Raw genomic sequence first — 23168 nt, 5'->3', positions numbered from 1 at the left:
CTTATTCTCCGTGACCGTAAAGTTTGGCATCGGTGCGTTGCACGATGGCGCAGAAGTCTTCGTTGTCGGCCAGCGTCTCGCTGCTGGCCTTCCACAAGTGTGCGACGACGCGGGAAAGCGGCAGGTCCATGTCGAGGCTGTCCGCCAGATCGCTGGCCAGGCCGACGTCCTTGCGCATCAGGCCCATCGTGAAGCCCGAGTCGTAGGCCTTGTTCAGCACCCAGGTGGGGAACATGACTTGCGTCGCGCCGCTGCGGCCGGAGCCTGCGTTCAGGCCCTGAAGCAGTTTTTCCGGGTCAACGCCTGCTTTGGCCGCCATCGCGACGGCTTCGGCGGTGCTGATCAGGTGGCAGGCGGCAAGCATGTTGTTGGCAATCTTGGCCACGTTACCCGCGCCGCACTGGCCCACATGAACCCGCGTGCCGCTCATGCCCTCCAGTACCGGCATGGCCCGGGCCAGATCGGCCTCTTCAGCACCGATCACCATCGACATGGTGCCGGTGGCTGCCCCTTTCGGGCCGCCTGACACGGGGGCATCGATGAACGCGATTCCCGCCTTGGCCAGTTCAGCGGCAACCTTGCGGCTCATTTCGGGTGTGGAGGTGGTGGTATCAACCACGATCAACCCTTCATGGCCCACTTCGCGAATGCCACCGGCGCCCAGGCACACAGACTCGACATGCTCGGCCTTGGGCAACGACAAAATCAGAATATCCACGCTCTGGATCAGTTGAGTGCGGTCAGCAACCGGCTTTACACCCTTGCTCTCGGCCATTGCCAGCGCGGCCTGCGACAGATCAAAACCACTGACATCGAAGCCCTTGCCTGCGAGCGTTGCGGCCATGCCGCCGCCCATATTGCCCAATCCGATCACGCCTGTTTTCAAAGTCATGTTCTGCATCTCTATTAAAGGTTTTATACGCATTCAAAAATGACGTTGCCCGGTGCCCTGACGGAAACGGTGCGACGGCGGCCATCTGCGATGTCTTCCATGAGTCAGTTCTCAGACTTGCTGGTGAACGTGGCCAGTGAGTCCGGTGCCCGGCCGATGACCTTGGCCGGTGTGCCAGCCACCACAGTTCCGGCTTCGACCGGCTTGAGCACCACGGCACCGGCGGCAACGATGGCGCGCTCGCCCACTTCGATGTTGCCGAGCACCGTGGCGCCTGCGCAGATCAGCGCACCGCGACGAATTTTGGGGTGACGGTCGCCCGCCTCGCTGAGCGTGCTGCCCAGCGTGACGCCATGCCAGAGGCTGACGTCGTCCTCGACCACAGCGGTTTCACCGATCACCAGTCCCATGCCGTGATCGACGAACAGCCGCTTGCCCAAACACGCGGCGGGATGAATGTCGATGGCCCAGGTGTTGGCCGCCCAGTTCTGCAACAGGACCGCGCTTTGAATATCGCCGTCGCGCCACAGTGCGTGGGCGATGCGATACGCCTGCACGGCCTGGATGCCACGAAAGGTCAGAAAAGCGGTGAGGTGATCAGGACAGGCCGGATTGACCACGACCAGATGGTCTATGTCCGCCGCTGCCGATTCGGCAATCTCAGGGTGCGCATGAAGAACGTTGTTGAACCAGAGTCCGAGGTCGGTTCCTGCGGCATGGCTCTGCAACTGACTGGCCAGGCTGGTAGCGAGCGCCGATTCGAAGGACGTGTGTGCCAACAGCCGATCCTGCCCGTAACGGCCCAGTACCGGGTTACGCTCACCCAACTGTTTTGCCTGTTCCCGCAAACGCTGCCAAAGAGCCTTCATACGCGTTCCCTTGTGCTGATGACCGAGTATGGACAGCGTTCTCCCCTCTCAGCAATAATCCGGAAATCGAATTTATGTTGCGTTGAGCGCAACACAGGACAGCCATGAGTCTGGTGCAGGATCGTCGGATCCTTTATTTCTTCGAAGCCGTAAGGCTGGGCAGCGTCCGCGCAGCGGCCGACTTTCTGAACGTCGCGCCGTCAGCGGTCAGTCGGCAGATCGCGCAACTGGAACTGGAGCTGGGTTCGCCGCTGCTTGAACGCCATCGGCGCGGGGTCAAGCCCACCGAAGCGGGTGACAAGGTGTTGGCGTACTACCGTCAGCGACTGACCCAACAGGAAGTCTTGCTGGACTCGATTCAAGCCTTGCGCGGCCTGCACAGCGGCTCGGTCACGCTGGTTTCCGGGGAAGGTTTTCTGGAAAGCCTGGCGCAGCCGCTGGCGAAATTTTCCGCACTGTACCCTCGCATCGAGCTGATCGTGAACGTCTGTGGCAGCAATGAAGTGATTCGTCAGGTGGTTGAAGACGAAGCGCATATCGGGCTGGTGTTCAACCCGGCCGCCGACCCGAAAATCCGCTCCCATGCCCACCAACGCCAGCCGGTATGCGTGGTGACAGCACCCGATCATCCATTGACGCAGCGACCGGGGCCTATCGAACTCAAATCGCTGGACACCTACCGGTTGGCACTGCCCGCCGTTTCGTACGGTATTCGCCAGATTCTGCTGGAGGCTGAACACCAGTTGGGCATCACGCTTGAGCCCACACTGACCTGCAATACCTTCGCCATGCTCAAACACTTCGCCATGCAGGGCGGCGTCACGCTGCTGCCGACCTTTGTCGTGGAAAAGGACATTAGAAGCGGCAGGCTGCGTGCTCTGCCACTGCAACATGAGGTGTTCAGCAGCCCGCAGACGCACTTGATCAGCCGCTTGGGCCGTCAGTTGAGTGTGGGTGCCAGTCGGCTGATGGGGATGCTGTTACAGGACATGACGGCGTTCAGAAACTGATCGGGAGTTTGCCCTGCAAGCATGGGAGTGTGGGAGGCCCGTCCTCGCCGCCGTCGGGCCTCTTGTCGCGCTTTATCGCTGTTCACTCTCCATAGTCGCGGCCTGATTGCCGCCCTCCTCAGCGATCTTCGTCAGTCGTTCATCGGCCGACTTTTCCTCTGCCAACGTTTCACCCAACAGTTCTGCGACGTCGTTCATGCCCAGATGTTTGGCCATTGCCACCAATGTGCCGTACCCGGCAATTTCGTAGTGCTCCACTTTCTGGCACGCAGCGATCAATCCGGCGTCAAGGACCGGACCTTTTTCAATTTCATCAATGAGCTCTTTGCTTTCTTCGATCAGCCCTTCCATCGCAATGCACTTCATCCTCTTGAGCTTCAACTCGGTCATCTCGACCACCTTGTCGATGCGTTCGATCTGCCCTTGGGTTTCGTCTTTATGGGATTCGAATGCCTGCGCCAATGTCGAATTGGTCGACGCGCGAGCCATTTTCGACAGCCCTTTGAGAATCTGTTTCTCGGCGCTGTAGATGTCGGAAAGCTCATGAATGAACAAATCTTTTATCGTGGTTTTTTTGGATGCAGTACTCATCGGAAACCTCGTGTCAGTGAATTCGGGTTCGAATTGACTCAGGCGAACGGCTTCACTTCTCGCCCGTCAATCAGTCGACTCAAGGCCTGGAGGGCCGTTCAGGCCCGACGCTCAAAGAGCCGACGAACAGCACTCCCACCCTCTAACCGCTACCGTTAGTCCTGCCTTGAACAAATCCGCTGAACCAAAAAACCATAAATCCGCTCATCAGAAATGACAGATCAGACTTTTCGATCCGACCTGAGGGCTTCTCATGAGAGCGTTGACCTACCACGGCGCACACAACGTAAAAGTCGACACCGTGCCGGACCCGGAAATACAGAAAGCCGACGACATCATTCTGCGGGTCACGGCGACCGCCATCTGCGGCTCGGACCTGCACCTGTATCGTGGCAAGATTCCCACGGTGGAGCATGGCGACATCTTTGGTCATGAGTTCATGGGCATCGTGGAAGAAACAGGCTCCGGCGTGACCTCACTTCAACGTGGCGACCGGGTCGTCATTCCGTTCGTGATCGCCTGCGGCGAATGCTTCTTCTGCCATCAGGACCTTTTCGCGGCCTGCGAAACCACCAACACCGGACGTGGCGCGATCCTCAACAAGAAATCCATCCCACCGGGTGCCGCGCTGTTTGGTTTCAGCCATCTGTACGGTGGCGTTCCAGGCGGCCAGGCTGAATATGTGCGTGTGCCCAAGGCCAACGTTGGTCCGTTTAAAGTGCCCGGCACGTTGGCGGACGAGAAAGTGCTGTTTCTCTCCGACATCCTGCCCACCGCCTGGCAGGCGGTGACCAATACCGGTATCGGCAAAGGGTCGAGCATTGCCATCTACGGCGCAGGCCCGGTGGGGTTGATGAGTGCAGCGTGCGCCAAAATGCTCGGTGCGGAGCGGATTTTCATGGTCGATCACCACCCGTATCGCCTGGCTTACGCACAACGGACTTATGGCGTTATCCCGATCGATTTTGACGAGGATGACGATCCGGCCGACACCATCATTCGCCAGACACCGGGCATGCGCGGCGTTGATGGCGTGGTGGACGCGGTGGGTTTCGAAGCCAAAGGCAGCACCACTGAAACGGTACTCGCCACCCTCAAGCTCGAAGGCAGCAGCGGCAAGGCGTTGCGCCAGTGCATCGCAACCGTCAGACGTGGCGGCGTGGTGAGCGTGCCAGGGGTTTACGCGGGGTTCATCCACGGCTTCATGTTCGGCGATGCCTTCGACAAGGGCCTGACCTTCAAGATGGGCCAGACCCATGTGCAGCGGTTCATGCCCGAGTTGCTGGACCACATCGAGACGGGTCGTCTGGAACCCGAGGCAATCATCACCCACCGCATGTCCCTGGAGGACGCAGCCGCCGGCTACAAGATTTTCGACAAGAAAGAAGAAGACTGCCGCAAGGTGATCCTGACGCCGGGCCGCAGTGACATCACCGTGCCGGAACCTGACTCACTGACCAGCGTGCCGGCGGTATAACGAAGAAGGAGGTAAATGATGGAAGCGTTCAACGTGTTCTGGATCGCAGCAGTGATCATCGTCCTGGCGCTGGATGCATGGTTGATCTACAGCGTCTGGCGCTCGACCAAGTCGTCCGGGACCAAGATCGGCTGGACCGTGCTGATTCTGGCACTGCCTATCGTGGGTGCCGGTATCTGGGGGGTCAGCGGGCCGCGTGGCGTGGTCGAGGCACCGACATCGAATGAGCACAGCAAGGGGTGACGCCGTCGCTGCGCGTCACATTCGAGAACGGACGCGAGCGTCCTGGGCGGCGTTACCACGCAGGAGCGTGAGAATGCATCTCGGGACGCTGCGCGTCCGTCTCAGCAGTACTACCGACTCAAATACCCAAACCGCCCCTTAAACGGTTTTCCAATCGGGTCCGCCAGGTCGCCGTGTTTGCTGGTGGTCAGGCCCAGGTCTACAAGCGATTCGGCAAGTTTCACTGCGGCTGCAACGCCATCGATCACCGGCAAACCTACCGCTTCGCTCAATTGCCGCCCCAGATCGGCCATCCCACCGCACCCCAGCACGATGGCGCCCGCGCCCTCTTCGTCTCTTGCCCGGCGGGCCTGCTCGGCCATGAGTTCGACCAGTTCGGGGCCGCTCTCTTCCAGCGCCAGAACGGGCAGATCGATACAACGTACCGATGTGCATAACGCGCTGAACCCATAACGCTGCAGCAGATGCTCAGCGATGATTCGTGTGCGGGTCAGGGTGGTCACGACGGCAAACCGGGTCGAGATCAGGCTGGCCATGTGGAAGGCCGCTTCGGCGATGCCGATGACCGGAGCCATCGCAGCTTCACGTGCCGCCAGCAAGCCGGGATCGCCAAAGCAGGCAATGATGTGCGCATCGACCTGCTGCTCGCGGCCCTTACGCACCTCTTCAAGCACGCCCAGCGTGGCGATGGCTTCGTCGAAATGCCCTTCGATGGACACCGGGCCATCCGCCGGGGTGCAGGCAATGATCTGCGTCCCGGAACGCGCAACCGCTTCCGCCGCTTGCCCCATCTTGCGGGTCATGGCTTCGCTGGTGTTGGGATTGATGAGTTGAATACGCACCGGGCCTCCTTCAGCGCCGTTTGAAAATACTGTGGAAATCCACCGTCTCGCTGACCGGCTCATCCACGTTAAGGCTGGCGCGGATGCGGCGCAGATGCTCGGCCATCCACACACGCGCCGCTTCACCCTGCCCGGCTTCCAGCAAGGTCAGCAGATCGGCATGCTCGCCGCAGTCGCACCCCACACTGCGCCGCGAGCCATACACGGCGAGGATCAGTGAGGAACGGGTGGTCAATTGCGCGACCTGCTCGGTCAGCACCTGATTGCCTGCCAACGCACACAGCTGCACGTGAAAACGTGCGGACAGTTGAATGGCCTCGCTGTGACGCCCGGCGTGCTGTGCTTCGTGTTCCTGCTCGCAGAGCGTGCGCAGCGCATCCAGACGCTGGCCGTTGACGCGTAAAGCGATGGTGTCCATCAAGGCCGGTTCGATCAACTGCCGGGCACCCAAGACATCCTGCGCTTCCTGGGCCGATGGCTGGGCAACCTCTGCACCGCGCTTGGGCCGTAGCGTCACCAGTCGTTCCAGCGCCAGACGCTGCAGCACTTTACGAATGCCCGTGCGGCTGATGTCGAAGACGTCAGCCAAGGCGTCTTCCGGCAAACGTGTACCCGGCGCCAATCGATGTTCGACGATGGCTTCCAACACATGCTGATAGATCTGTTCGTCGCGGCCCTTTTCGTCGGCAGCAGGTGCAACAAACAAGGGTGCGCTGGAAGGTCGAGGCATGGCGTCACATCGCTTTTCGTAAAATCGTATACAAGAATAGTGCCCGATGGATTCTGTTCTGAATAGCGCTATCTAAAAGACATCGCCCTACAGATGCTACGTAGCTCGCACCTTAAACGCGCAATTACGCCCTGTTTGCGTGCAATTCGTTCACTCAATCCGGATTGACCAGAACGTCAGCTTTCCTGAAAAATCCTTCCTGCGGCAAGGCCTTCGAGCGATCCATCAACTGAAAACAGGGCATGGCACATGTCTTGCGTACAGGATCGTATACAAAAAATCCAATGATCGTACCCCGATCCCGTTCCCAGACAGCGAAGGGAGTAACGCAATGACAGATCAACGCCCGGCCGGCTACAGTCCGCGCCTGCACAACCATGATTTGGGACCGGTTCCGCAGAAGTGGACCTGGTACAACATTCTGGCGTTCTGGATGAGCGACGTGCACAGCGTCGGCGGTTACGTCTTTGCAGCCAGCCTGTTCGCCCTCGGGCTGGCCAGTTGGCAAGTGCTGATCGCACTGCTGGTGGGCATTTGCATCATTCAGGTGATTGCCAATCTGGTGGCCAAACCCAGTCAGCAGGCTGCGGTGCCCTACCCGGTCATCTGCCGACTGGCGTTCGGCGTCTTCGGGGCCAACATCCCGGCGATCATCCGTGGCCTTATTGCGGTGGCCTGGTACGGCATTCAGACCTACCTGGCGTCCAGCGCGCTGGTCATCGTGGTGCTGCGTTTCTTCCCGGAACTGGCGGCGTATCAGAACGTGACCTTTCTCGGCCTGTCATGGCTGGGTTGGTTCGGCTTTCTCGCATTGTGGGTGGTGCAGGCTGCGGTGTTCTGGACCGGCATGGAGTCAATCAGGCGCTTCATCGATTGGGCCGGCCCTGCGGTGTACGCCGTCATGTTCGCCCTCGCAGGCTGGATCGTCTGGCGCGCCGGTTGGGACAACATCAGCTTTACCCTGGCCGAAAAAGAGCTGTCGGGATGGGCGGCGTTCGGTCAGGTCGTCATGGCCATTGCACTGGTGGTGTCGTACTTCTCCGGGCCGACATTGAATTTCGGTGATTTCAGCCGCTACTGCCGCAGCATGGCGGACGTACGCCGTGGCAACTTCTGGGGTCTGCCGGTGAATTTTCTGGCGTTCTCGCTGGTGACGGTGGTGATCGTGTCCGGCACGCTGCCGATCTTCGGTGAAATGATCCATGACCCGATTGCCACTGTGGCGCGCATCGATAACACCACAGCTGTCTTACTGGGCGCGTTTACCTTCGTGACCGCGACAGTAGGCATCAACATCGTCGCCAACTTCGTGTCCCCGGCCTTCGACTTCGCCAACGTGGCGCCCAGCCGCATCAGTTGGCGCGCAGGCGGCATGATCGCCGCTGTGGCCTCGATTTTCATTACGCCCTGGAACCTGTTCAACAACCCGGAAGTGATTCACTACACCCTGGACGTGCTCGCTGCCTGCATCGGCCCGCTGTTCGGCATCCTGCTGGTCGACTACTACCTGATCAAGAAGCAGCAGATCGACGTCGACGCCCTGTTCAACGACACCCCGAGCGGCCGCTACTGGTACACCAACGGCGTGAACTGGGTCGCCGTGAAAGCCCTGCTGCTGACTGCGCTGGTCGGCCTGTGCTTCACCTTCATTCCGTGGTTCAAGCCCATCGCCAACTTCGCCTGGTTCACCGGCTGCATTCTGGGCGGCGTGCTGTATTACGGGCTGGCCAAAGGCTCACCGGTGCAGGCTGCAAACATGGCACCGACACCTAGCCACGGCTGATAAGCGGTTCAGCCATCACGAACAATGCCTGGCTCGCCCAGGCATTGTGCTTTTTCGCAAACAGCTTTCTCACCACAACGCGATGTCGTAAGTCAGATACAACCGATTGCTGTCTCGCCCCCGGGCGAAATCCGATCGGTACACGTAGTTGCGCAGCTTCACACCCAGCCCCTTGAACGCGCCGCCCTGCACGACGTAGGCAATCTCTGCGTCACGCTCCCATTCACGCAACTGCGCGGGACCTGATTTTTCATTGTCGCCACGCAGGTAGCGGGTAGAAAAGGTCAGGCCCGGCGCACCGAGCCGCGCAAAGTCGTAGCCGTAGCTGACCATCCAGGTTTTCTCGTCTTCCTCAATGAACTTGCCGATGCCGACGTTGCTGAACGAGTACACCGTTGCCCCGCTTATATAAGGCAGGCCAGCGTCTCCGCTCAACACCTGATAACCGGCGCCGACGCTGTGCCCGGACAGCGCGTAAATCAACTGACCGCTGAGCATGTCGTTGTCGATCTCGCCGCTGCGGGCGGCGCCCGCATCGACGCTGTGGAAATAACGCAGGTCGCTGGTCAGCACACCCGAGCCCAGCTTCAGATCGTGCTGAATGGACGCAAACTGCTGGCGATAGAAATCCTCCAGCTCGCCATAGAAATAGCTCAGACGAACGTTCTTGCCGAGCCGGTAGTCGCCGCCGACGTAGGAAAAACCCGAGCCCTTGCCGCTGAAACCGTCCGGAGTGATCGAGCGGCTGTCAGACGAGTCGCGCAACTTGAACTGATCAAGCCGCCCGCCCGTCAACGTCAGGTTTTCGATGTCCGTGCTGGTGAACTGGGTGCCCTGATAGACCTGCGGCAACAGACGCGCATCGTTATAGACCAGCACCGGCGTTCTGGGCAGCAACGCGCCGTGTTTCAAGGTGGTCTTGGCCAGACGCACCTTGGCAGCGGCACCCAGGCTCGAAAACTCATCGGCTGCACGTCCATCGCCGTGGACCGGCAACAAGCCGGTGCCGCTGCGCCCCTTTCCGGAGTCCAGCTTGATGCCCAGCAAGCCGGAGGCGTCGAAACCGAACCCCAGCACGCCTGGGGTGAACCCGGATTGATAGTCCAGCAGCAGCCCTTGCGCCCACTCGGTCCTCTCGCTTTTGGCTGTCAATGCGGAGCGAGCGCTCAGGCCGTGTTCGTCACGGAAATTTTCGTTGAAGTACACGTTGCGCAGTTGCAGCTTTAATTTGCTGTCTTCAATGAAGCCTTCGGCGCACGCCCAAGGGGCCACGCTCAACAGCAGTGAAGGCAAGGCTGCGCGCTGGAAAAATGTATTCATGCTCATGGCTCGTTCTTGTTATTGGAGACGCGACGATCTAAACGCCCCGGTCAAGGGCGCGTGAATGCACAAAGAAGGTTTGAAGTCAGACGAACAGGCTGATGGCCCCCGTCAGCAGGGCCAGCGCCGTGACCACCAACGACGTGAGCACGGCCCATTTCAGAGTGGCCTTCTGGAAGTCGCCAATGTCGCGGTCGATCATGCCGACCAGCAACAGGGTCGAAGCCACCAGCGGACTCATCAAATGCACCGGCTGGCCCAGAATCGAGGCGCGGGCGATTTCCAACGGGCTGATGCCATAGGCGGCCGCCGCGTTGGCCAAAATTGGCACCACACCGAAATAATAGGCATCGTTGGACAGCACGAAGGTCAACGGCATGCTGGTGATCGCGACAACCAGCGGAAACAGGTGACCCCACTCTGCAGGAATCCAGCTCACCAGGGTTTGCGCCAGGGCGTCGACCATCTTGGTGCCTGAAAAAATGCCGGCGAAGATGCCTGCTGCGAACACCAGCAAAACGACCGTCATGGCATTGCCGGAATGGGCCAGAATCCGCTCTTTCTGAATATCCAGCTGCGGGTAGTTGATCATCAACGCCAGCACGAAGCCGATCAGAAACAGGATCGCCGAGTGCATCAGGCCCATGACCAGCGCGGACATCACCACGATCACCAGCGCCAGGTTGACGTAGGCCAGCTTGGGCCGTTTGTGAGGGGTGTCGCCCAGAATGGCGTCGATGTAACAGCTGCCGCCGCCGCTTTGCAGTTGCACATTGCCGATGCGCTTGCGCTCACTGCGTCCCAACAGGAAGGCGGTGAACACCACCCACGCCGCGCCGCCGATCATGGTGGGCAGCAATGGAATGAAGTACTCGCCGGCATCCAGCCCCAGCGCAGCAATGGCACGTGTGGCCGGTCCACCCCAAGGGGTCATGCCGCTCATGATGCTGAGTGACAGCATCGAGATGATGCCCAGGATCATCGGATTCATGCCGATACGCTTGTACAACGGCAGCATCGCCGCGCAGGTGATCATGTAGGTGGTCGTACCGTCGCCATCCAGCGCCACGGTCAGCGACAACAACGCAGTGCCGACGGCGATTTTCATCGGGTCGCCGTTGACGCGCTTGAGGATCTTGCGAATCAGCGGATCGAACAGTCCGGCATCGATCATCAAGCCGAAAAACAGAATCGCGAACAGCAGCAGCGCGGCCGACGGGGCGACCATTTTCAGGCCGTCTAGCATCATCTTGCCGGTGGTGCCGCCAAAGCCCCCCAGCACCGCGAAGACCACAGGCACCAGCGTCAACGCGACGATGGGTGACAAGCGTTTGGACATGATCAGGTAGGTGAAGACCACCACCATGGCTAGGCCGAGGAAGGCAAGCATCGGGATATTCTCTTCTTGTTATGGATGAACGACGCGCACGACAAGGCCTGTCGGGCCTCGCAATGACGAGGCCCAAAGGCTGATGATACGTGTCGGTCGAAGGTTTTTGAGCGTGAATCAGCTCCGTTCGACGACCTGCGGCGTGTCCCATTCAGGGGCGGGCCGTTTGGCTGTCGAACGGTTATCGAGTTGCTGCATCAACACCTGACGATCACAGGCATTTTCCGACAGCGAGATCACCACAGTCGCCACCGCATTGCTGGCCAGACTGGTCAGCGCACGGGCTTCGGACATGAACCGATCGATGCCGATCAGCAACGCCAGACCCGCCAGTGGAATGTCATGGATCACGGTCAGGGTCGAGGCCAGTGCAACGAAGCCACTGCCGGTCACACCCGCCGCGCCTTTGGAAGACAGCAACATGATCGCCAGCATGGTCAGGGTCTGGGTCATGCTCAGTTCGATGTTGCAGGCCTGGGCGATGAACACGGCAGCCAGCGACAGGTAAATCGCCGTGCCGTCAAGGTTGAAGGAATAACCGGTGGGCAGTACCAGCCCCACCACGCCCTTTTTGCAACCCAACGCCTGCAGTTTTTCCAGCATGCGCGGCATGACGGGCTCTGTGGACGAGGTGCCCAGCACCACCAGAAATTCTTCCCGGAAATAGCGCAGAAGTTTCCACAGGCTGAAGCCGTTGGCGCGGCAAATACTGCCCAGGACCACGAACACAAAGAAACCGCAGGCGATGTAAAGCGTCATGATCAGCTTGGCCAGCGAGCCCAGCGAGGTAATGCCGTACTGACCCACGGTGAACGCCAGCGCGCCGAACGCGCCAATCGGGGCGAAGCGCATCAGGTAGGCGAAAATCTTGAAGACCATCTGCGAGGCCGACTCCAGCACATTCAGCACCGGCTTGCCGCGTTCGCCCAGCGACGATAGAGCAAAGCCCGACAACACGGCAATAAACAGAACCGGCAGCACTTCACCCTTGTTGAACGCACCGACGAAGGTTTCGGGAATGATGTGCATGAAGAAGTCCACAACACCTAGCTTGGCAGCCGATTCGGTGTACTGGGAAAGGCCCGCCGTGCTGAGTTTGGCCGGGTCGATGTTCATGCCGGTGCCCGGCTGGAACACGTAGACCGCGGCCAGACCGATGATCAGGCTGACTACGGTCAGCCCCAGAAACAGCAGCAGCGTCTTGCTCATCAGGCGCCCAAGCGACTGTTTGTCGCTCATGCCGGCGATGCCGGTGACGATGGTGCAGAACACCACCGGGGCGATCATCATCTTGACCAGCTTGATGAACGCATCGCCCAGCGGCTTGAGGGCGACGGCCTGCTGCGCCCAGAAGTGGCCGACCAGGACCCCGAGGATCACGGCGCAGATGATCTGGAAATACAGCGATTTTGCGATTTTCATGAGGCATCACCCATTATTGGAGTTGTTCTGATGCGGGTTTGAATAAACAGTCTGGCGGCTGATAGTTACCCGGCCAATCGTTGAGCGAGTGGCGCATAGACCTCACCGGAAAACAGCCGTCGTGCAGTACGCACCACCGAGGCCCGAATGGTCTGCCGGTCAGGACCGACGTAGCTCATGGCGACGTCAATGCCCCCGCTTGGGTGCTCGATTCGCACATGCTGCAAGCGATCATTGCCGCTGATGCCCAGCAACTTCGCAACCACCGTCTCGTTGCTGACACAGGCCGTCGCCAAACCAATCGAACCGGTGATGGCCAGCGCCTTGTGGCAGTTATGCGGCATGAAGTAGCGGACCTTGAGCGTACCGCCTGCGCTGGGCAGAGCAACCAGCACGGGCTTGGGGATGACCTTTTCGCTGACATCGCCCAGCCCCATCGCCGCACCGGCCTTGAGCCGCAGTGCTTCGAGCTTGCGCAGAAAGTCGGTGTCGGCGTCCAGTTCGGCAGGGCTCTCGTCGCCGCGCTTGCCCAGTAGCGAAGCCTCGATGATGACCATCGGCATCGCCATGTCGATGCAGGTCACCGGCACGCCGTCGAAGACATCAGTCTGGTGGCCGGTCGGGAACAGCTTGCCGGTCTTGCTGCCTGCGGCGTCGAGAAAGGTCAACTGTACGGGCGCTGCCGAACCGGGTACGCCGTCGATCTGCGTGTCGCCGTCATAACTGACCTGACCGCCCGGCGTGTTGACGTCAGCGCAAACGAACGTGCCGGTGTTGAGGTTGCGAATCCGCACCTGAGTGACATCGCCGGTTGCTGCCACCAGCCCGTGCTCGACCGCAAAAGGCCCGACGGCACACAGCATGTTGCCGCAGTTGGGTGCGGTATCGACGCGACGCTGGGACACCATCACTTGCACGAACAGGTAATCGACGTCGGCGTCAGGGTGGGGTGAAGGACTGACAATGGCGACTTTGCTGGTTTGTGGGCTGCCACCGCCAATGCCGTCGATCTCCAGTTCATGCCCCGAGCCCATGACGGCCAACAGCAGTTCGTCACGTTCGGCCGTGGAAACAGGTAAATCACTGGCGAGGAATACCGGCCCCTTGGAGGTGCCGCCACGCATGAGGACGCAGGGAATCGGTTGCATAAGGTCTGACTCTTGGTGATCAATTGGAGGCATTGATGCGTTGAAAGCAAGAGTCACACGGATGTTTATGTTTTATCCAATGCAAAGATCGTAGCTATTATTCCACTTAACGAAAGAATATAAGCTCGTTATAGTGTCTTTTCATGCCCGGCAGCGAGGAATGAATCTTGGAATATGAACTGCAAGATATCCGATCTTTCGTGAAGATCGCCGAACTTGGCAGCTTTCATGAGGCTGCCGAAGTGCTGCACATCTCGCAGCCCGCGCTCACTCGGCGCATCAAGAAGCTGGAACAGGGCTTGGGTACATCGTTGCTGGACCGCACCACTCGGCGGGTCAGCCTGACCAGTGTAGGCCGGGATTTCTTCCCCAAGGCGCGCCGGCTGCTGGATGATTTCGAAGATTCGATCCTCAACATTCGCGAACTGGCCGAGCGTCAGATCGGACAGGTTACCCTCGCCTGCATCCCGACTGCCGCGTTCTATTTCCTGCCCAGCGTGATCCGCCTGTACAACGAGCGTTACCCGCAGATTCGCATCCGCCTGCTGGACCTGAGCGCCAACGAGGGCCTGGAAGCCGTGCTGCGGGGCGAGGCAGATTTCGGCATCAACATGATGAGTGGGCAACACCCCGACATCGAATTCGTACCCTTGGTAAAAGAGCCGTTCGTGCTGGCGTGCCGTCGGGATCATGAATTGGCCAAACGCGAATCCGTGGCCTGGATCGAACTGAGCGATTACCGGCTGATTGGCGTAGGACGCTTGAGTGGCAACCGCATGATCCTTGACCACGCCCTGGCCGGACTGGGCTGGCGTCCGAAGTGGTTCTACGAAGTGCAACATTTGTCGACGTCGCTGGGGATGGTTGAGGCCGGGCTGGGCATCTCAGCCATGCCCAGCCTGGCCATGCCCGCCGAAGATCACCCGACACTGGTCAGCGTTCCGCTGATTGATCCGGTCGTGATCCGAACACTGGGGCTCGTCTCCAGGCGCGGCGCTTCATTGTCCCCCGCTGCCGAAAAGTTCGTCGCGATGTTGCTGGAGCAATGGCCGCAGTAGTGACTGGCACTGCCAAGTTGTGGGAGGACTCATCGCGTCTTCTACAAGGCGTTGTCGCGCAGAAAACACCGGGGCGTGCGTGCAGACCGAACTGTCCAGTGGCGCGTCGCTGATTCCCAATCCCACGCCGATACAATGATGTTCTTTTAACATCACACAAACCTGTATTGTATGGAATGATCCTGTGTCAGTGACGTCCATTGTTCGGCATGTGACTGCAATAGTTTTTAGTGAGCACAACTTCTGCTTCGCAAAATTGCCTGACTATCTGAGGCCTTGCGAACCAAGCGCGTAAATGAGTCGAACGTATGAATAACGATGCGCCTGACCTGGGGCCAACACATTCAGAACAATCGGGTTCTCCCGGCGGGGAAACTTTCGAGCAGATGCAGCTGGCACTGGACTCGGGGGCTGTCGTAGGCACTTGGGTGTGGGACGTTTCTGCCGACCTGCTCGTGGCCGACGAACGCTTTGCTCGCACCTTTGGGCTGCTGAAGCAGAATTGCCAGGACGGTCTGCCACTGGAATGCGTGATGGCATCCATTCACCCGGACGATGTGACCAGGGTGGGCGGTGCTATCAAGGACATCCTCGAAAGTGGCGATGTTTTCAGGTGTGAATACCGGGTCCGGCACAAGGACGGCGTCTACCGCTGGGTCGAAGCGAACAGCCGCATAGAGCGCGATGCAGCGGGCAGCGCCCTGCGCTGCCCCGGCGTACTCCTCGATATCGAGGCGCGCCGTGCCGCCGAGCAGGAGCGGGACCGGCTGACCTCACTGCTGCGCATCTTTACGGCAGCGGTTCCGGGTGTGGTCTACGCCAAGGACCTGGAAGGCCGGATGCTGGTGGCCAATCGCGGGACAGAAACCCTGATCGGCAAGCCGCCGGAATTCTTCATCGGCAAAACCGATATGGATTTTCTGGATGACCAGACTCAGGCGCGGACCATCATGGAGACCGACCGCCGAATCATGGACAGCAACACCAGCGAGCAGATCGAGGAGCAAGTCAATCTGCCCGATGGCTCGACGGCCACCTTCCTCTCGACCAAGGCTCCACTGCTTAACGACGAAGGTGAAGTCATCGGCCTGATCGGCTCGTCCATTGACGTCACGGCCAGAAAGCAGGCCGAAGTCGCGGTCAAGGAGCTCAATCAGACACTTGAACAACGTATCGAGCAGGCCATTCATGAACGTGAACAGGTGGAAGACGCGCTGCGACACGCGCAGAAAATGGACGCTGTCGGGCAACTCACCGGCGGCATCGCCCACGACTTCAACAACCTGCTGGCCGGCATCTCCGGCAGCCTGGAAATGATTCAAACCCGTATGGCCCAAGGTCGTCTGGCCGATGTGGATAAATACGTGACGGTCGCTCAGGGTGCCGTTCGCAGGGCCGCGTCGTTGACCCACCGCCTGCTGGCCTTTTCCCGGCGTCAAACCCTGTCGCCTGAAGTCACCGACGTGAACACCCTGATTCATGGCATGGAAGAGCTGATCGGTCGCACAGTCGGCCCGTCCATCGAGCTGAACGTCGTTGCAGGCAAAGATGTGTGGCCTGCACTGATCGACCACGCGCAGCTGGAAAACTCGCTGTTGAACCTGTGCCTTAACGCTCGCGACGCCATGCCCAACGGCGGCCGTATCGTCATCGAAACCGCCAATGCGTCGCTCGACGAATGCATTGACCCCGATCATGGCGTAGCCGCAGGCGAACACCTGAGCATCCGCGTGACCGATACCGGCACGGGCATGAGCCCGGACACGGTGGCCAAGGCGTTCGAACCCTTTTTCACCACCAAACCGATCGGGGCGGGCACGGGCCTGGGCCTGTCGATGGTGTATGGCTTCGTGCGGCAGTCGGGCGGTCAGATCAAAGTCGAATCGGTTGAAGGTCAGGGCACCACCATCGTGATGCACCTGCCTCGGCATATTCCGGCTCCAGGCGAACAGCCGGCTCATACCCGCCACGGTGAATCGGCCCAGCCCCATCAGGGCGAAACGGTGCTGGTGGTCGATGACGAACCGTCCGTGCGGATGCTGGTGGTCGAGGTGCTTTCAAGCCAGGGTTACCATGCACTCGAAGCCGCCGATGCCCAGTCAGGCCTGGATATTCTGAGATCCGATATCCCTATCGATCTGCTGATCAGCGACGTGGGTCTGCCAGGCGGCATGAACGGTCGTGAAATGGCGGATATAGCCTGCCAGAACCGTCCCGCCCTGCCCACCCTGTTCATCACCGGGTACGCCGAAACCTCGGCACTGGACGGCTGCCACCTGCGACCCAAGACGCAGATACTGACCAAGCCGTTCGGGCTGGAGCTGCTAGCGTCCAGAATCAAGGAACTGATCAGCGAGGGCGCCCGGGATCAGCTACGCGCCTTCAAGTGAAGCATGGGGTGGTGCTCGTAATGACCACTCCCTGAGACACCTGCACCCATCACGTTTCATTGCGTGGCGCCGGGTCATGACGCAACACCCGCCACACCACCGCGCTCATCCACGCGATCAGCCCCGCGGCGGACAGCAGTACCAGGTTGTGCGACAGGCTGAAGGCGGCCTGTCCGGCCGCTGCCAATTGCTGCCCTTGCTCGCCACCCAGCGCGTTCGCCGCCATCATGGTTTCGCCAATGGAGCGCGCAGCGGCGTCGGCAAGTTCAGGCGCAAGACCACTGGGTAACTGGATGGAGCGCTGATAACTGGAAGCCAGCACAATGCCGAATACGGTGATGCCCAACCCAGATCCAAGGTCGTAGCTGGTGGCTTCCAGCGCACCGGCAGACCCGGCTTTTTCCACCGGCGTGTTGCTCATGATTGCCAATGAAGACGCCGTCATGCCAACGCTCAGCGCCAGCCCCAACGCAGCGAGCAACCCCACCACCTCGACCCCGCCGCCTGCCACACCCACGACGGCAAGGCCGACCAGGCTCCCCGCTGACACCAGCAGTGAAGCACTGGCCAGCACCCGCAAGCCGACAGCGCGCAGGATCCGCCCCGAAAAAGGCCCGCCGACGGCCGACGCGATCATCAAAGGCAGCATGAACACCCCGGCCTGCAACGGCGTCTGCCCCAGCACGAACTGCAGTTCCTGAGCCAGCATCAACTCCACACCTGCCAGCGCGCCCATGACCACCAGCGCCATACCGACGCCTGCGCCGATGGCCGGAATCCTGAACAGGCTCAGATCCAGCATTGGCGCGGGCGAGTGCAGCTGCTTGCTGACGAACCCGCCCAACAGGCACACCCCCGCGATGAAAAAGGCACCGGTGACCACGAGCGACTGGCCGGCGACAAAACCGGACTTGAGCGCGTACACGCTCGCCATGATGCCCGCCATCAAAACCACCGCCTGACCGATTGGCCAGCGTGCATCGTTCAGCGTGGAATGCCTCGGGCTGTAGGCGATCACCAGCGGCATCACGACCAGCATGACCGGAACGTTGACGAGAAACACCACCCCCCACCAGAAATGCTCCAGCAGTGCGCCGCCCGCCAGTGGGCCGACAGCAGCGCCCGCAGAGGCAACGGCGCCCCACACACCCAGTGCCGTGGCCCGCTCGGTTTCGTCTTCGAAGGTCTGGCGAATGATCGCAAGCGTACAGGGCATGACCATCGCAGCCCCGAATGCCATGAACGCTCGTGCCCCCACCAGCGCCCAGGCCGTGGGCGAAAACGCGGCGAGTACGGAGCCGACGCCGAAAATCCCCAGCCCCAGCACCATCATCCGGCGATGCCCCACCTTGTCAGCGAGCGTGCCCATCGGGATCAACAGGCTGGCCATCAACAGCGGGTAGATGTCGATGATCCACAGCACCTGCGCGCCGGTGGCTTGCAAGCCAAGGGTCAGAGACGGCACGGCGACATGCAGAATGGTCATGTCCAGCACGATCGGCAGAAAAGCCATCATCACCGACAACAACACCCACCAACGATTTGCAGCGTTTCCCGACACGAAAAATCACCTTTCCACAGTAACGAATGCAGCGACCGCCTGCTTACGTCGGGCGTGCGGACCGCTTCAGCCGTTCCACCAGCCCCATGACCAGCACGAAGAACACCGGCACGAAAATCACCGCCAGCGTCGCGGTCAGCATGCCGCCGATCACCCCCGTACCAATCGCCTGCTGGCTCTCCGAACTGGCACCCGTGGCGAACACCAGCGGTACGACGCCAAGAATGAAGGCCAGAGAGGTCATCACAATCGGCCGCAGACGCAATCGGGCTGCCTGAATGCTCGCCTCGACCCGCCCCATGCCTTGATCATGCAGCGTCTTGGCGAACTCGATGATCAGAATTGCGTTCTTGGCCGACAGACCAATGATGGTGATCAGGCCAACCTTGAAGAACACATCGTTGGGCATGCCCCGCAGCGTGACGGCCAGCACCGCGCCCAGGATGCCCAGCGGCACGACCAGTAGCACCGCAACCGGAATCGCCCAGCTTTCATAGAGCGCCGCCAGACACAAAAACACCACCAGCATGGACAACGCCAGCAACAGCGGTGCCTGCCCGCCAGACACGCGTTCCTGCAGGGACAGGCCGGTCCACTCCAGGGCAAAGCCTGTGGGCAATGCCGACGCCAGACGCTCCAGTTCCTCCATCGCCTCGCCCGTGCTGCGCCCCGCAGAGGGTTCCCCCGACAGGCTCACGGCGGGGTAACCGTTGTATCGGTTGAGCTGGGCAGGGCCTCGCGACCATACAGCCTTGGCGAAGGCCGATACCGGCACCATACGACCCTGACGGTTTTTGACTTCCAGACGCAGCAGGTCGTCGACTTGCTGGCGACGATCTCCCTCGCTTTGCACGATGACCTGCTGCATGCGTCCCTTGTTCGGAAAGTCGTTCACGTAGGCAGACCCCAGCGATGTCGACAGCACATTGGCGATGTCCGAAAACGAGATGCCCATCGCGTTGGCCTGTTGGCGATCCACCTCGATATTGACCTGCGGGGCTTCGGCCAGAGAGGCCTCACGCACGTTCTGAAGGAGCGGACTTGCTGCGGCCTTGCTCAGCAGCTCGTCACGCGCCCGAGTCAAGGCGTCATACCCTTGGGCACCGCGGTCCTGCAGGCGAACTTCGAAACCGCCCGAAGTACCGAGCCCCTCTACCGGAGGCGGCAGCAGACTGAATACCATCGCGTCCTTAAGGCCCTGAAACACGGCAGTGGCACGGTCTGCAATGGCCTGGGCAGAATCCTCTGCGGACCTATGGGACCAGTCTTTCAAGGTCGTGAAGGCCAGCGCCGCGTTCTGCCCGCTGCCGGAAAAACTGAAGCCCAGGATCATCACCGTGTTGGTGATACCGGCCTCCGTGGCGTTGTGAGCTTCGATCTGTCTGGCAATTTCAATGGTCCGGCTCTGGCTCGCGCCTGCAGGCAGCTGGATGTCAGTGATGGTGTAACCCTGATCCTCGACCGGCAGGAACGATGAAGGCAAACGGCTGAACAACACCCCCATGACCCCCACCAGCAGCACGAACAGCAGCATGTAACGACCGATACGTCGCACAGACTGGCTGACCCAGCCCTCATAACGGCTGCTGAAGCGCTCGAACGTGCGGTTGAATGCGCCGAAGAAGCCACGTTTTTCATGATGCGAACCGGCGGCAATCGGCTTGAGCAACGTCGCACACAGCGCAGGGGTCAGGCTCAGCGCCAGAAACGCCGAGAACACAATCGCCACCGCCATCGAAATGGAGAACTGCTGGTAGATCACGCCGACCGAACCTGGCATGAACGCCATCGGAATGAACACCGCCGTGAGCACCAGCGTAATCCCGATGATCGCGCTGCTGATTTCGCCCATCGCCTTGCGCGTCGCGTCCTTGGGCGACAGGCCCTCCTGCACCATCAACCGCTCGACGTTTTCCACCACCACAATGGCGTCGTCCACCAGAATGCCGATGGCCAGCACCATGCCGAACAGCGTCAACACGTTGATGGAAAAACCCAGCAGGTACATGACCGCAAAGGTGCCCATCAAGGCGACCGGGACCACCAGCGCCGGAATCAAGGTGTAGCGGATGTTCTGCAGGAACAGGAACATCACGACGAACACCAGCGCCATCGCCTCCATCAAAGTATGGATAACCTTGGTGATCGAGACTTTGACGAAAGGCGATGTGTCATAGGGAATGTCATATTTCACACCCGCCGGAAAATAGCGCGACAGCTCGTCGAGCTTTTCGCGCACCAGCGTCGCGGTGCTCATTACGTTACCCGCAGGTGCCAGCTGCACGCCGACAGCCACGGACGCCTTACCGTCCAGACGGGTCGCGAAGTTGTAACTCTGACCGCCCACCTCAACCCTCGCCACATCGCCCACAGTCACACTGGAACCGTTGGGGTTGGCCTTGAGGACGATGGCGGAAAACTCCTGTGGCGTACTGAGCTGGCCCTTGACCATGACGGTTGCGGTCAGCTCCTGACCCGACGGGGACGGCAGATCGCCGATACTGCCCGCCGACACCTGCACGTTCTGCTCGGCAATCGCCTGGCTCACGTCAGCCGGGGTCAGGTTATAGGCCACCAGTTTTGCAGGATCGATCCAGATCCGCATGGCACGTTCAGAACCGAACAACTGGGCCTTGCCGACACCCTCCAGACGCTTGAGCTCGTTCACCACGTTACGCGTCAGGTAGTCGCTCAGGGCGATTTCATCCAGACGCCCGTCGGTGGAGGTCAGCGTGCCGATCATCAGAAAGCCCGCCGAGGTTTCTTCGATCTGCAAACCTTGCTGGCTCACCGCGCGCGGCAGACGTGGCTCGACGATCTTCAGGCGGTTCTGCACATCGACCTTGGCAAGCTCCGGGTTGGTGCCGGTCTGGAAGGTGATGGTCATGGTGGCCGTTCCCTGACTGCTGCTGGAGCTGAAATACAACAGGTGATTGACACCGTTCAGCTCTTGCTCGATCAGGCTGACCACACTTTCATCAATGGTCTGGGCCGAGGCTCCGGGATAGGTGGCGGTCAGCTCGATCTGAGGCGGCGCGACGCTGGGGTATTGAGCCACGGGCAACTTCGGTATCGCCAGCAGACCTGCCAGCACGATGAACAGGGCGATGACCCAGGCAAAGACCGGTCGACCGATAAAGAACAGTGCCATTACTTGTGCTCCGTTTCGGCGAACTGCGCGGCCTGCTCTTCAGCCTTGACCTTCATACCCGGCTGCACGTGTTGCAAGCCGGCCACCACGACGCGATCTCCTGCCTGAAGACCGGATTGAACAATCCAGCGATTGCCCTGCACCGCGCCCAGTTCGACCGTACGCTCCTGAACCTTGCCATCGGCATCCACGATCATCACCAACGCCTTGCCAGCCGCATCACGCTGCACGGCACGCTGGGCAACGGTAATGCCTTGGGCGGTGTGAGCCTGATCCAACTGCACGCGAATGAAACTGCCCGGTAACAACTCATTGCGGGGGTTGGGAAACTCGCTGCGCAGGGTGACCTGGCCGGTACTCTGGTCCACGGTCAGGTCGGAAAACAGCAACCGGCCTTTTTCCGGGTAAAGACTGCCATCCTCCTGAATCAGCGTTGCACTGATTTGCTCCTGCCCAAGTGCTTGCAACTGACCTTGCTGGAGCGAGCGACGCAGTTCGCCAATCTGGCGAGTGGACTGATTGATGTCGGCATAGATGGGCTGCAACTGCTGAATAATCGCCAGCGCCGTGGCATCGCCCTGCCCGACCAGCGCCCCTTCGGTGATCAACGCTTTGCCGATACGCCCTGATATTGGAGCCGTGACCGTCGCATAGCCTAGGTTCAGACGGGCACGCTTGAGTGCGGCGCGAGCGGACGCAACATCTGCCTGAGCCTGCAAAAAACCGGCTTTGGCGTTTTCAGCGTCTTGACGGCTGACGGCATTGATCGCCACCAGCTCGGCGTAGCGATCCGACTGCAATCGGGTTTGATAGAGGTTGGCGTCAGCCTTGCGCAACGCAGCTTCGGCGCTTTCCAGATCGGCCTGAAACGGTGCCGGATCGATACGAAACAGCACATCGCCCTGCCTCACGTCGGTCCCCTCGCGGTAGACCCTTTGCAAGACAATCCCGGCCACGCGTGCGCGCACTTCGGCCGTGCGCGGCGACACCAGCCGTCCATTCAGTTCGGTGGTCAGGGTCAGCGGTTGGGGCTTGACGGTTTCCACACTCACCTGCGCAGGCGTTGCGTCCTGCGGCGCAGGTGGCTCACTGCATGCCGCCAGCATGGCAAGCCCTGCACAGAGCAACAAACGGCGTGGATGAAGAGACAGGACTGACAGCATGATTGGCGTTCCTCTGGACGTTACGCCATGCTAGAGACGCGCCCGCCAGCGCGTGTAAACAAGTGTTGGGAAGATGTGAAGAAGTGTTAAGGCTTCACGCCGGGGCGTGCTGCCTTGGTTATGCTGAC

Annotated in this window: 18 protein-coding genes; 6 read left to right on the top strand and 12 right to left on the bottom strand. The window is 60.3% G+C overall.

Features of this window, described 5'->3' with window-relative positions; translation table 11 throughout:
* Position 1: 1 nt before the first annotated feature.
* Both ALP40_RS15325 and epsC read right to left on the bottom strand, forming a co-directional pair.
* Positions 2-892: an NAD(P)-dependent oxidoreductase gene (locus ALP40_RS15325; RefSeq protein WP_122209296.1), complete on the bottom strand. Its 891-nt coding sequence runs from the start codon at positions 890-892 to the stop codon at positions 2-4.
* A gap of 104 nt (positions 893-996) precedes the next feature.
* Positions 997-1761 (bottom strand): serine O-acetyltransferase EpsC, encoded by a 765-nt coding sequence (epsC, locus tag ALP40_RS15320; RefSeq protein WP_122209079.1) that lies wholly within the window; start codon positions 1759-1761, stop codon positions 997-999.
* A gap of 104 nt (positions 1762-1865) precedes the next feature.
* Here epsC and ALP40_RS15315 point away from each other — a divergent pair, with 104 nt between their 5' ends.
* Positions 1866-2771 carry a LysR family transcriptional regulator gene (locus ALP40_RS15315; protein WP_122209078.1) on the top strand — a complete coding sequence of 302 codons (906 nt, stop codon included), beginning with the start codon at positions 1866-1868 and terminating at the stop codon, positions 2769-2771.
* 72 nt (positions 2772-2843) lie between these two features.
* Here ALP40_RS15315 and ALP40_RS15310 read toward each other — a convergent pair whose 3' ends face one another.
* Positions 2844-3362 carry a ferritin-like domain-containing protein gene (locus ALP40_RS15310; protein WP_122209077.1) on the bottom strand — a complete coding sequence of 173 codons (519 nt, stop codon included), beginning with the start codon at positions 3360-3362 and terminating at the stop codon, positions 2844-2846.
* Positions 3363-3615: 253 nt separating this feature from the next.
* On the opposite strand from ALP40_RS15310, the gene ALP40_RS15305 reads away from it, so the two are divergent.
* Entirely contained in the window at positions 3616-4839 is a 1224-nt protein-coding gene (locus ALP40_RS15305) for a zinc-dependent alcohol dehydrogenase (RefSeq protein ID WP_122209076.1), read from the top strand.
* Positions 4840-4857: 18 nt separating this feature from the next.
* Positions 4858-5082 carry a PLD nuclease N-terminal domain-containing protein gene (locus ALP40_RS15300; protein WP_004885925.1) on the top strand — a complete coding sequence of 75 codons (225 nt, stop codon included), beginning with the start codon at positions 4858-4860 and terminating at the stop codon, positions 5080-5082.
* 110 nt (positions 5083-5192) lie between these two features.
* On the opposite strand, the gene ALP40_RS15295 is transcribed toward ALP40_RS15300, so the two are convergent.
* Both ALP40_RS15295 and ALP40_RS15290 read right to left on the bottom strand, forming a co-directional pair.
* Entirely contained in the window at positions 5193-5924 is a 732-nt protein-coding gene (locus ALP40_RS15295) for an aspartate/glutamate racemase family protein (RefSeq protein ID WP_122209075.1), read from the bottom strand.
* Positions 5925-5934: 10 nt separating this feature from the next.
* The gene (locus ALP40_RS15290; protein WP_122209074.1) at positions 5935-6654 is read right to left on the bottom strand and encodes a GntR family transcriptional regulator; all 720 of its coding nucleotides are present in this window, start codon (positions 6652-6654) and stop codon (positions 5935-5937) included.
* Between the two features lie 331 nt (positions 6655-6985).
* Between ALP40_RS15290 and ALP40_RS15285 the strand changes: the two genes are divergently transcribed.
* Positions 6986-8437: an NCS1 family nucleobase:cation symporter-1 gene (locus tag ALP40_RS15285; protein WP_122209073.1), complete on the top strand. Its 1452-nt coding sequence runs from the start codon at positions 6986-6988 to the stop codon at positions 8435-8437.
* Positions 8438-8506: 69 nt separating this feature from the next.
* Here ALP40_RS15285 and ALP40_RS15280 read toward each other — a convergent pair whose 3' ends face one another.
* The 4 genes from ALP40_RS15280 to ALP40_RS15265 all read right to left on the bottom strand — a co-directional run bounded on the left by ALP40_RS15280 (position 8507) and on the right by ALP40_RS15265 (position 13717).
* On the bottom strand, positions 8507-9757 hold the full coding sequence (locus tag ALP40_RS15280) for an OprD family porin (RefSeq protein WP_375140015.1): 1251 nt from the start codon (positions 9755-9757) through the stop codon (positions 8507-8509).
* Between the two features lie 85 nt (positions 9758-9842).
* Positions 9843-11147: a CitMHS family transporter gene (locus ALP40_RS15275; protein ID WP_122209071.1), complete on the bottom strand. Its 1305-nt coding sequence runs from the start codon at positions 11145-11147 to the stop codon at positions 9843-9845.
* A gap of 117 nt (positions 11148-11264) precedes the next feature.
* Positions 11265-12569: a dicarboxylate/amino acid:cation symporter gene (locus ALP40_RS15270; RefSeq protein WP_122209070.1), complete on the bottom strand. Its 1305-nt coding sequence runs from the start codon at positions 12567-12569 to the stop codon at positions 11265-11267.
* A 65-nt stretch (positions 12570-12634) separates the two neighbouring features.
* Entirely contained in the window at positions 12635-13717 is a 1083-nt protein-coding gene (locus ALP40_RS15265) for a 4-oxalomesaconate tautomerase (protein ID WP_122209069.1), read from the bottom strand.
* Positions 13718-13884: 167 nt separating this feature from the next.
* Here ALP40_RS15265 and ALP40_RS15260 point away from each other — a divergent pair, with 167 nt between their 5' ends.
* Together ALP40_RS15260 and ALP40_RS15255 are read left to right on the top strand one after the other, a co-directional pair.
* Positions 13885-14775, top strand: a complete 891-nt coding sequence (locus ALP40_RS15260) for a LysR family transcriptional regulator (protein ID WP_122209068.1) — start codon at positions 13885-13887, stop codon at positions 14773-14775.
* 308 nt (positions 14776-15083) lie between these two features.
* Positions 15084-17165, top strand: a complete 2082-nt coding sequence (locus tag ALP40_RS15255; RefSeq protein WP_122209067.1) for a PAS domain-containing sensor histidine kinase — start codon at positions 15084-15086, stop codon at positions 17163-17165.
* Positions 17166-17214: 49 nt separating this feature from the next.
* Here the strand turns inward: ALP40_RS15255 and ALP40_RS15250 are convergent, their stop codons facing one another.
* From ALP40_RS15250 to ALP40_RS15240, 3 genes are read right to left on the bottom strand one after another with little or no spacing between them, the layout of a single operon-like run.
* The gene (locus ALP40_RS15250) at positions 17215-18726 is read right to left on the bottom strand and encodes an MFS transporter (protein ID WP_310887069.1); all 1512 of its coding nucleotides are present in this window, start codon (positions 18724-18726) and stop codon (positions 17215-17217) included.
* 43 nt (positions 18727-18769) lie between these two features.
* Positions 18770-21877 carry an efflux RND transporter permease subunit gene (locus ALP40_RS15245; protein WP_122209066.1) on the bottom strand — a complete coding sequence of 1036 codons (3108 nt, stop codon included), beginning with the start codon at positions 21875-21877 and terminating at the stop codon, positions 18770-18772.
* Entirely contained in the window at positions 21877-23040 is a 1164-nt protein-coding gene (locus tag ALP40_RS15240; RefSeq protein ID WP_122209065.1) for an efflux RND transporter periplasmic adaptor subunit, read from the bottom strand. Before ALP40_RS15240 ends, ALP40_RS15245 begins: the two co-directional genes overlap by 1 nt.
* Positions 23041-23168 lie beyond the last annotated feature (128 nt).

Source organism: Pseudomonas viridiflava, from assembly GCF_003702045.1.
Lineage (GTDB): Bacteria > Pseudomonadota > Gammaproteobacteria > Pseudomonadales > Pseudomonadaceae > Aquipseudomonas > Aquipseudomonas viridiflava_C.
This window is presented reverse-complemented; position numbering and strand designations above follow the sequence as displayed.

Coding starts and splice junctions, on each gene's coding strand:
- ALP40_RS15325 (WP_122209296.1), bottom strand. CDS start 892: ATGACTTTGAAAACAGGCGTGATCGGATTGGGCAATATGGGCGGCGGC.
- epsC (WP_122209079.1), bottom strand. CDS start 1,761: ATGAAGGCTCTTTGGCAGCGTTTGCGGGAACAGGCAAAACAGTTGGGT.
- ALP40_RS15315 (WP_122209078.1), top strand. CDS start 1,866: ATGAGTCTGGTGCAGGATCGTCGGATCCTTTATTTCTTCGAAGCCGTA.
- ALP40_RS15310 (WP_122209077.1), bottom strand. CDS start 3,362: ATGAGTACTGCATCCAAAAAAACCACGATAAAAGATTTGTTCATTCAT.
- ALP40_RS15305 (WP_122209076.1), top strand. CDS start 3,616: ATGAGAGCGTTGACCTACCACGGCGCACACAACGTAAAAGTCGACACC.
- ALP40_RS15300 (WP_004885925.1), top strand. CDS start 4,858: ATGGAAGCGTTCAACGTGTTCTGGATCGCAGCAGTGATCATCGTCCTG.
- ALP40_RS15290 (WP_122209074.1), bottom strand. CDS start 6,654: ATGCCTCGACCTTCCAGCGCACCCTTGTTTGTTGCACCTGCTGCCGAC.
- ALP40_RS15285 (WP_122209073.1), top strand. CDS start 6,986: ATGACAGATCAACGCCCGGCCGGCTACAGTCCGCGCCTGCACAACCAT.
- ALP40_RS15280 (WP_375140015.1), bottom strand. CDS start 9,757: ATGAATACATTTTTCCAGCGCGCAGCCTTGCCTTCACTGCTGTTGAGC.
- ALP40_RS15275 (WP_122209071.1), bottom strand. CDS start 11,147: ATGCTTGCCTTCCTCGGCCTAGCCATGGTGGTGGTCTTCACCTACCTG.
- ALP40_RS15270 (WP_122209070.1), bottom strand. CDS start 12,569: ATGAAAATCGCAAAATCGCTGTATTTCCAGATCATCTGCGCCGTGATC.
- ALP40_RS15265 (WP_122209069.1), bottom strand. CDS start 13,717: ATGCAACCGATTCCCTGCGTCCTCATGCGTGGCGGCACCTCCAAGGGG.
- ALP40_RS15255 (WP_122209067.1), top strand. CDS start 15,084: ATGAATAACGATGCGCCTGACCTGGGGCCAACACATTCAGAACAATCG.
- ALP40_RS15245 (WP_122209066.1), bottom strand. CDS start 21,877: ATGGCACTGTTCTTTATCGGTCGACCGGTCTTTGCCTGGGTCATCGCC.
- ALP40_RS15240 (WP_122209065.1), bottom strand. CDS start 23,040: ATGCTGTCAGTCCTGTCTCTTCATCCACGCCGTTTGTTGCTCTGTGCA.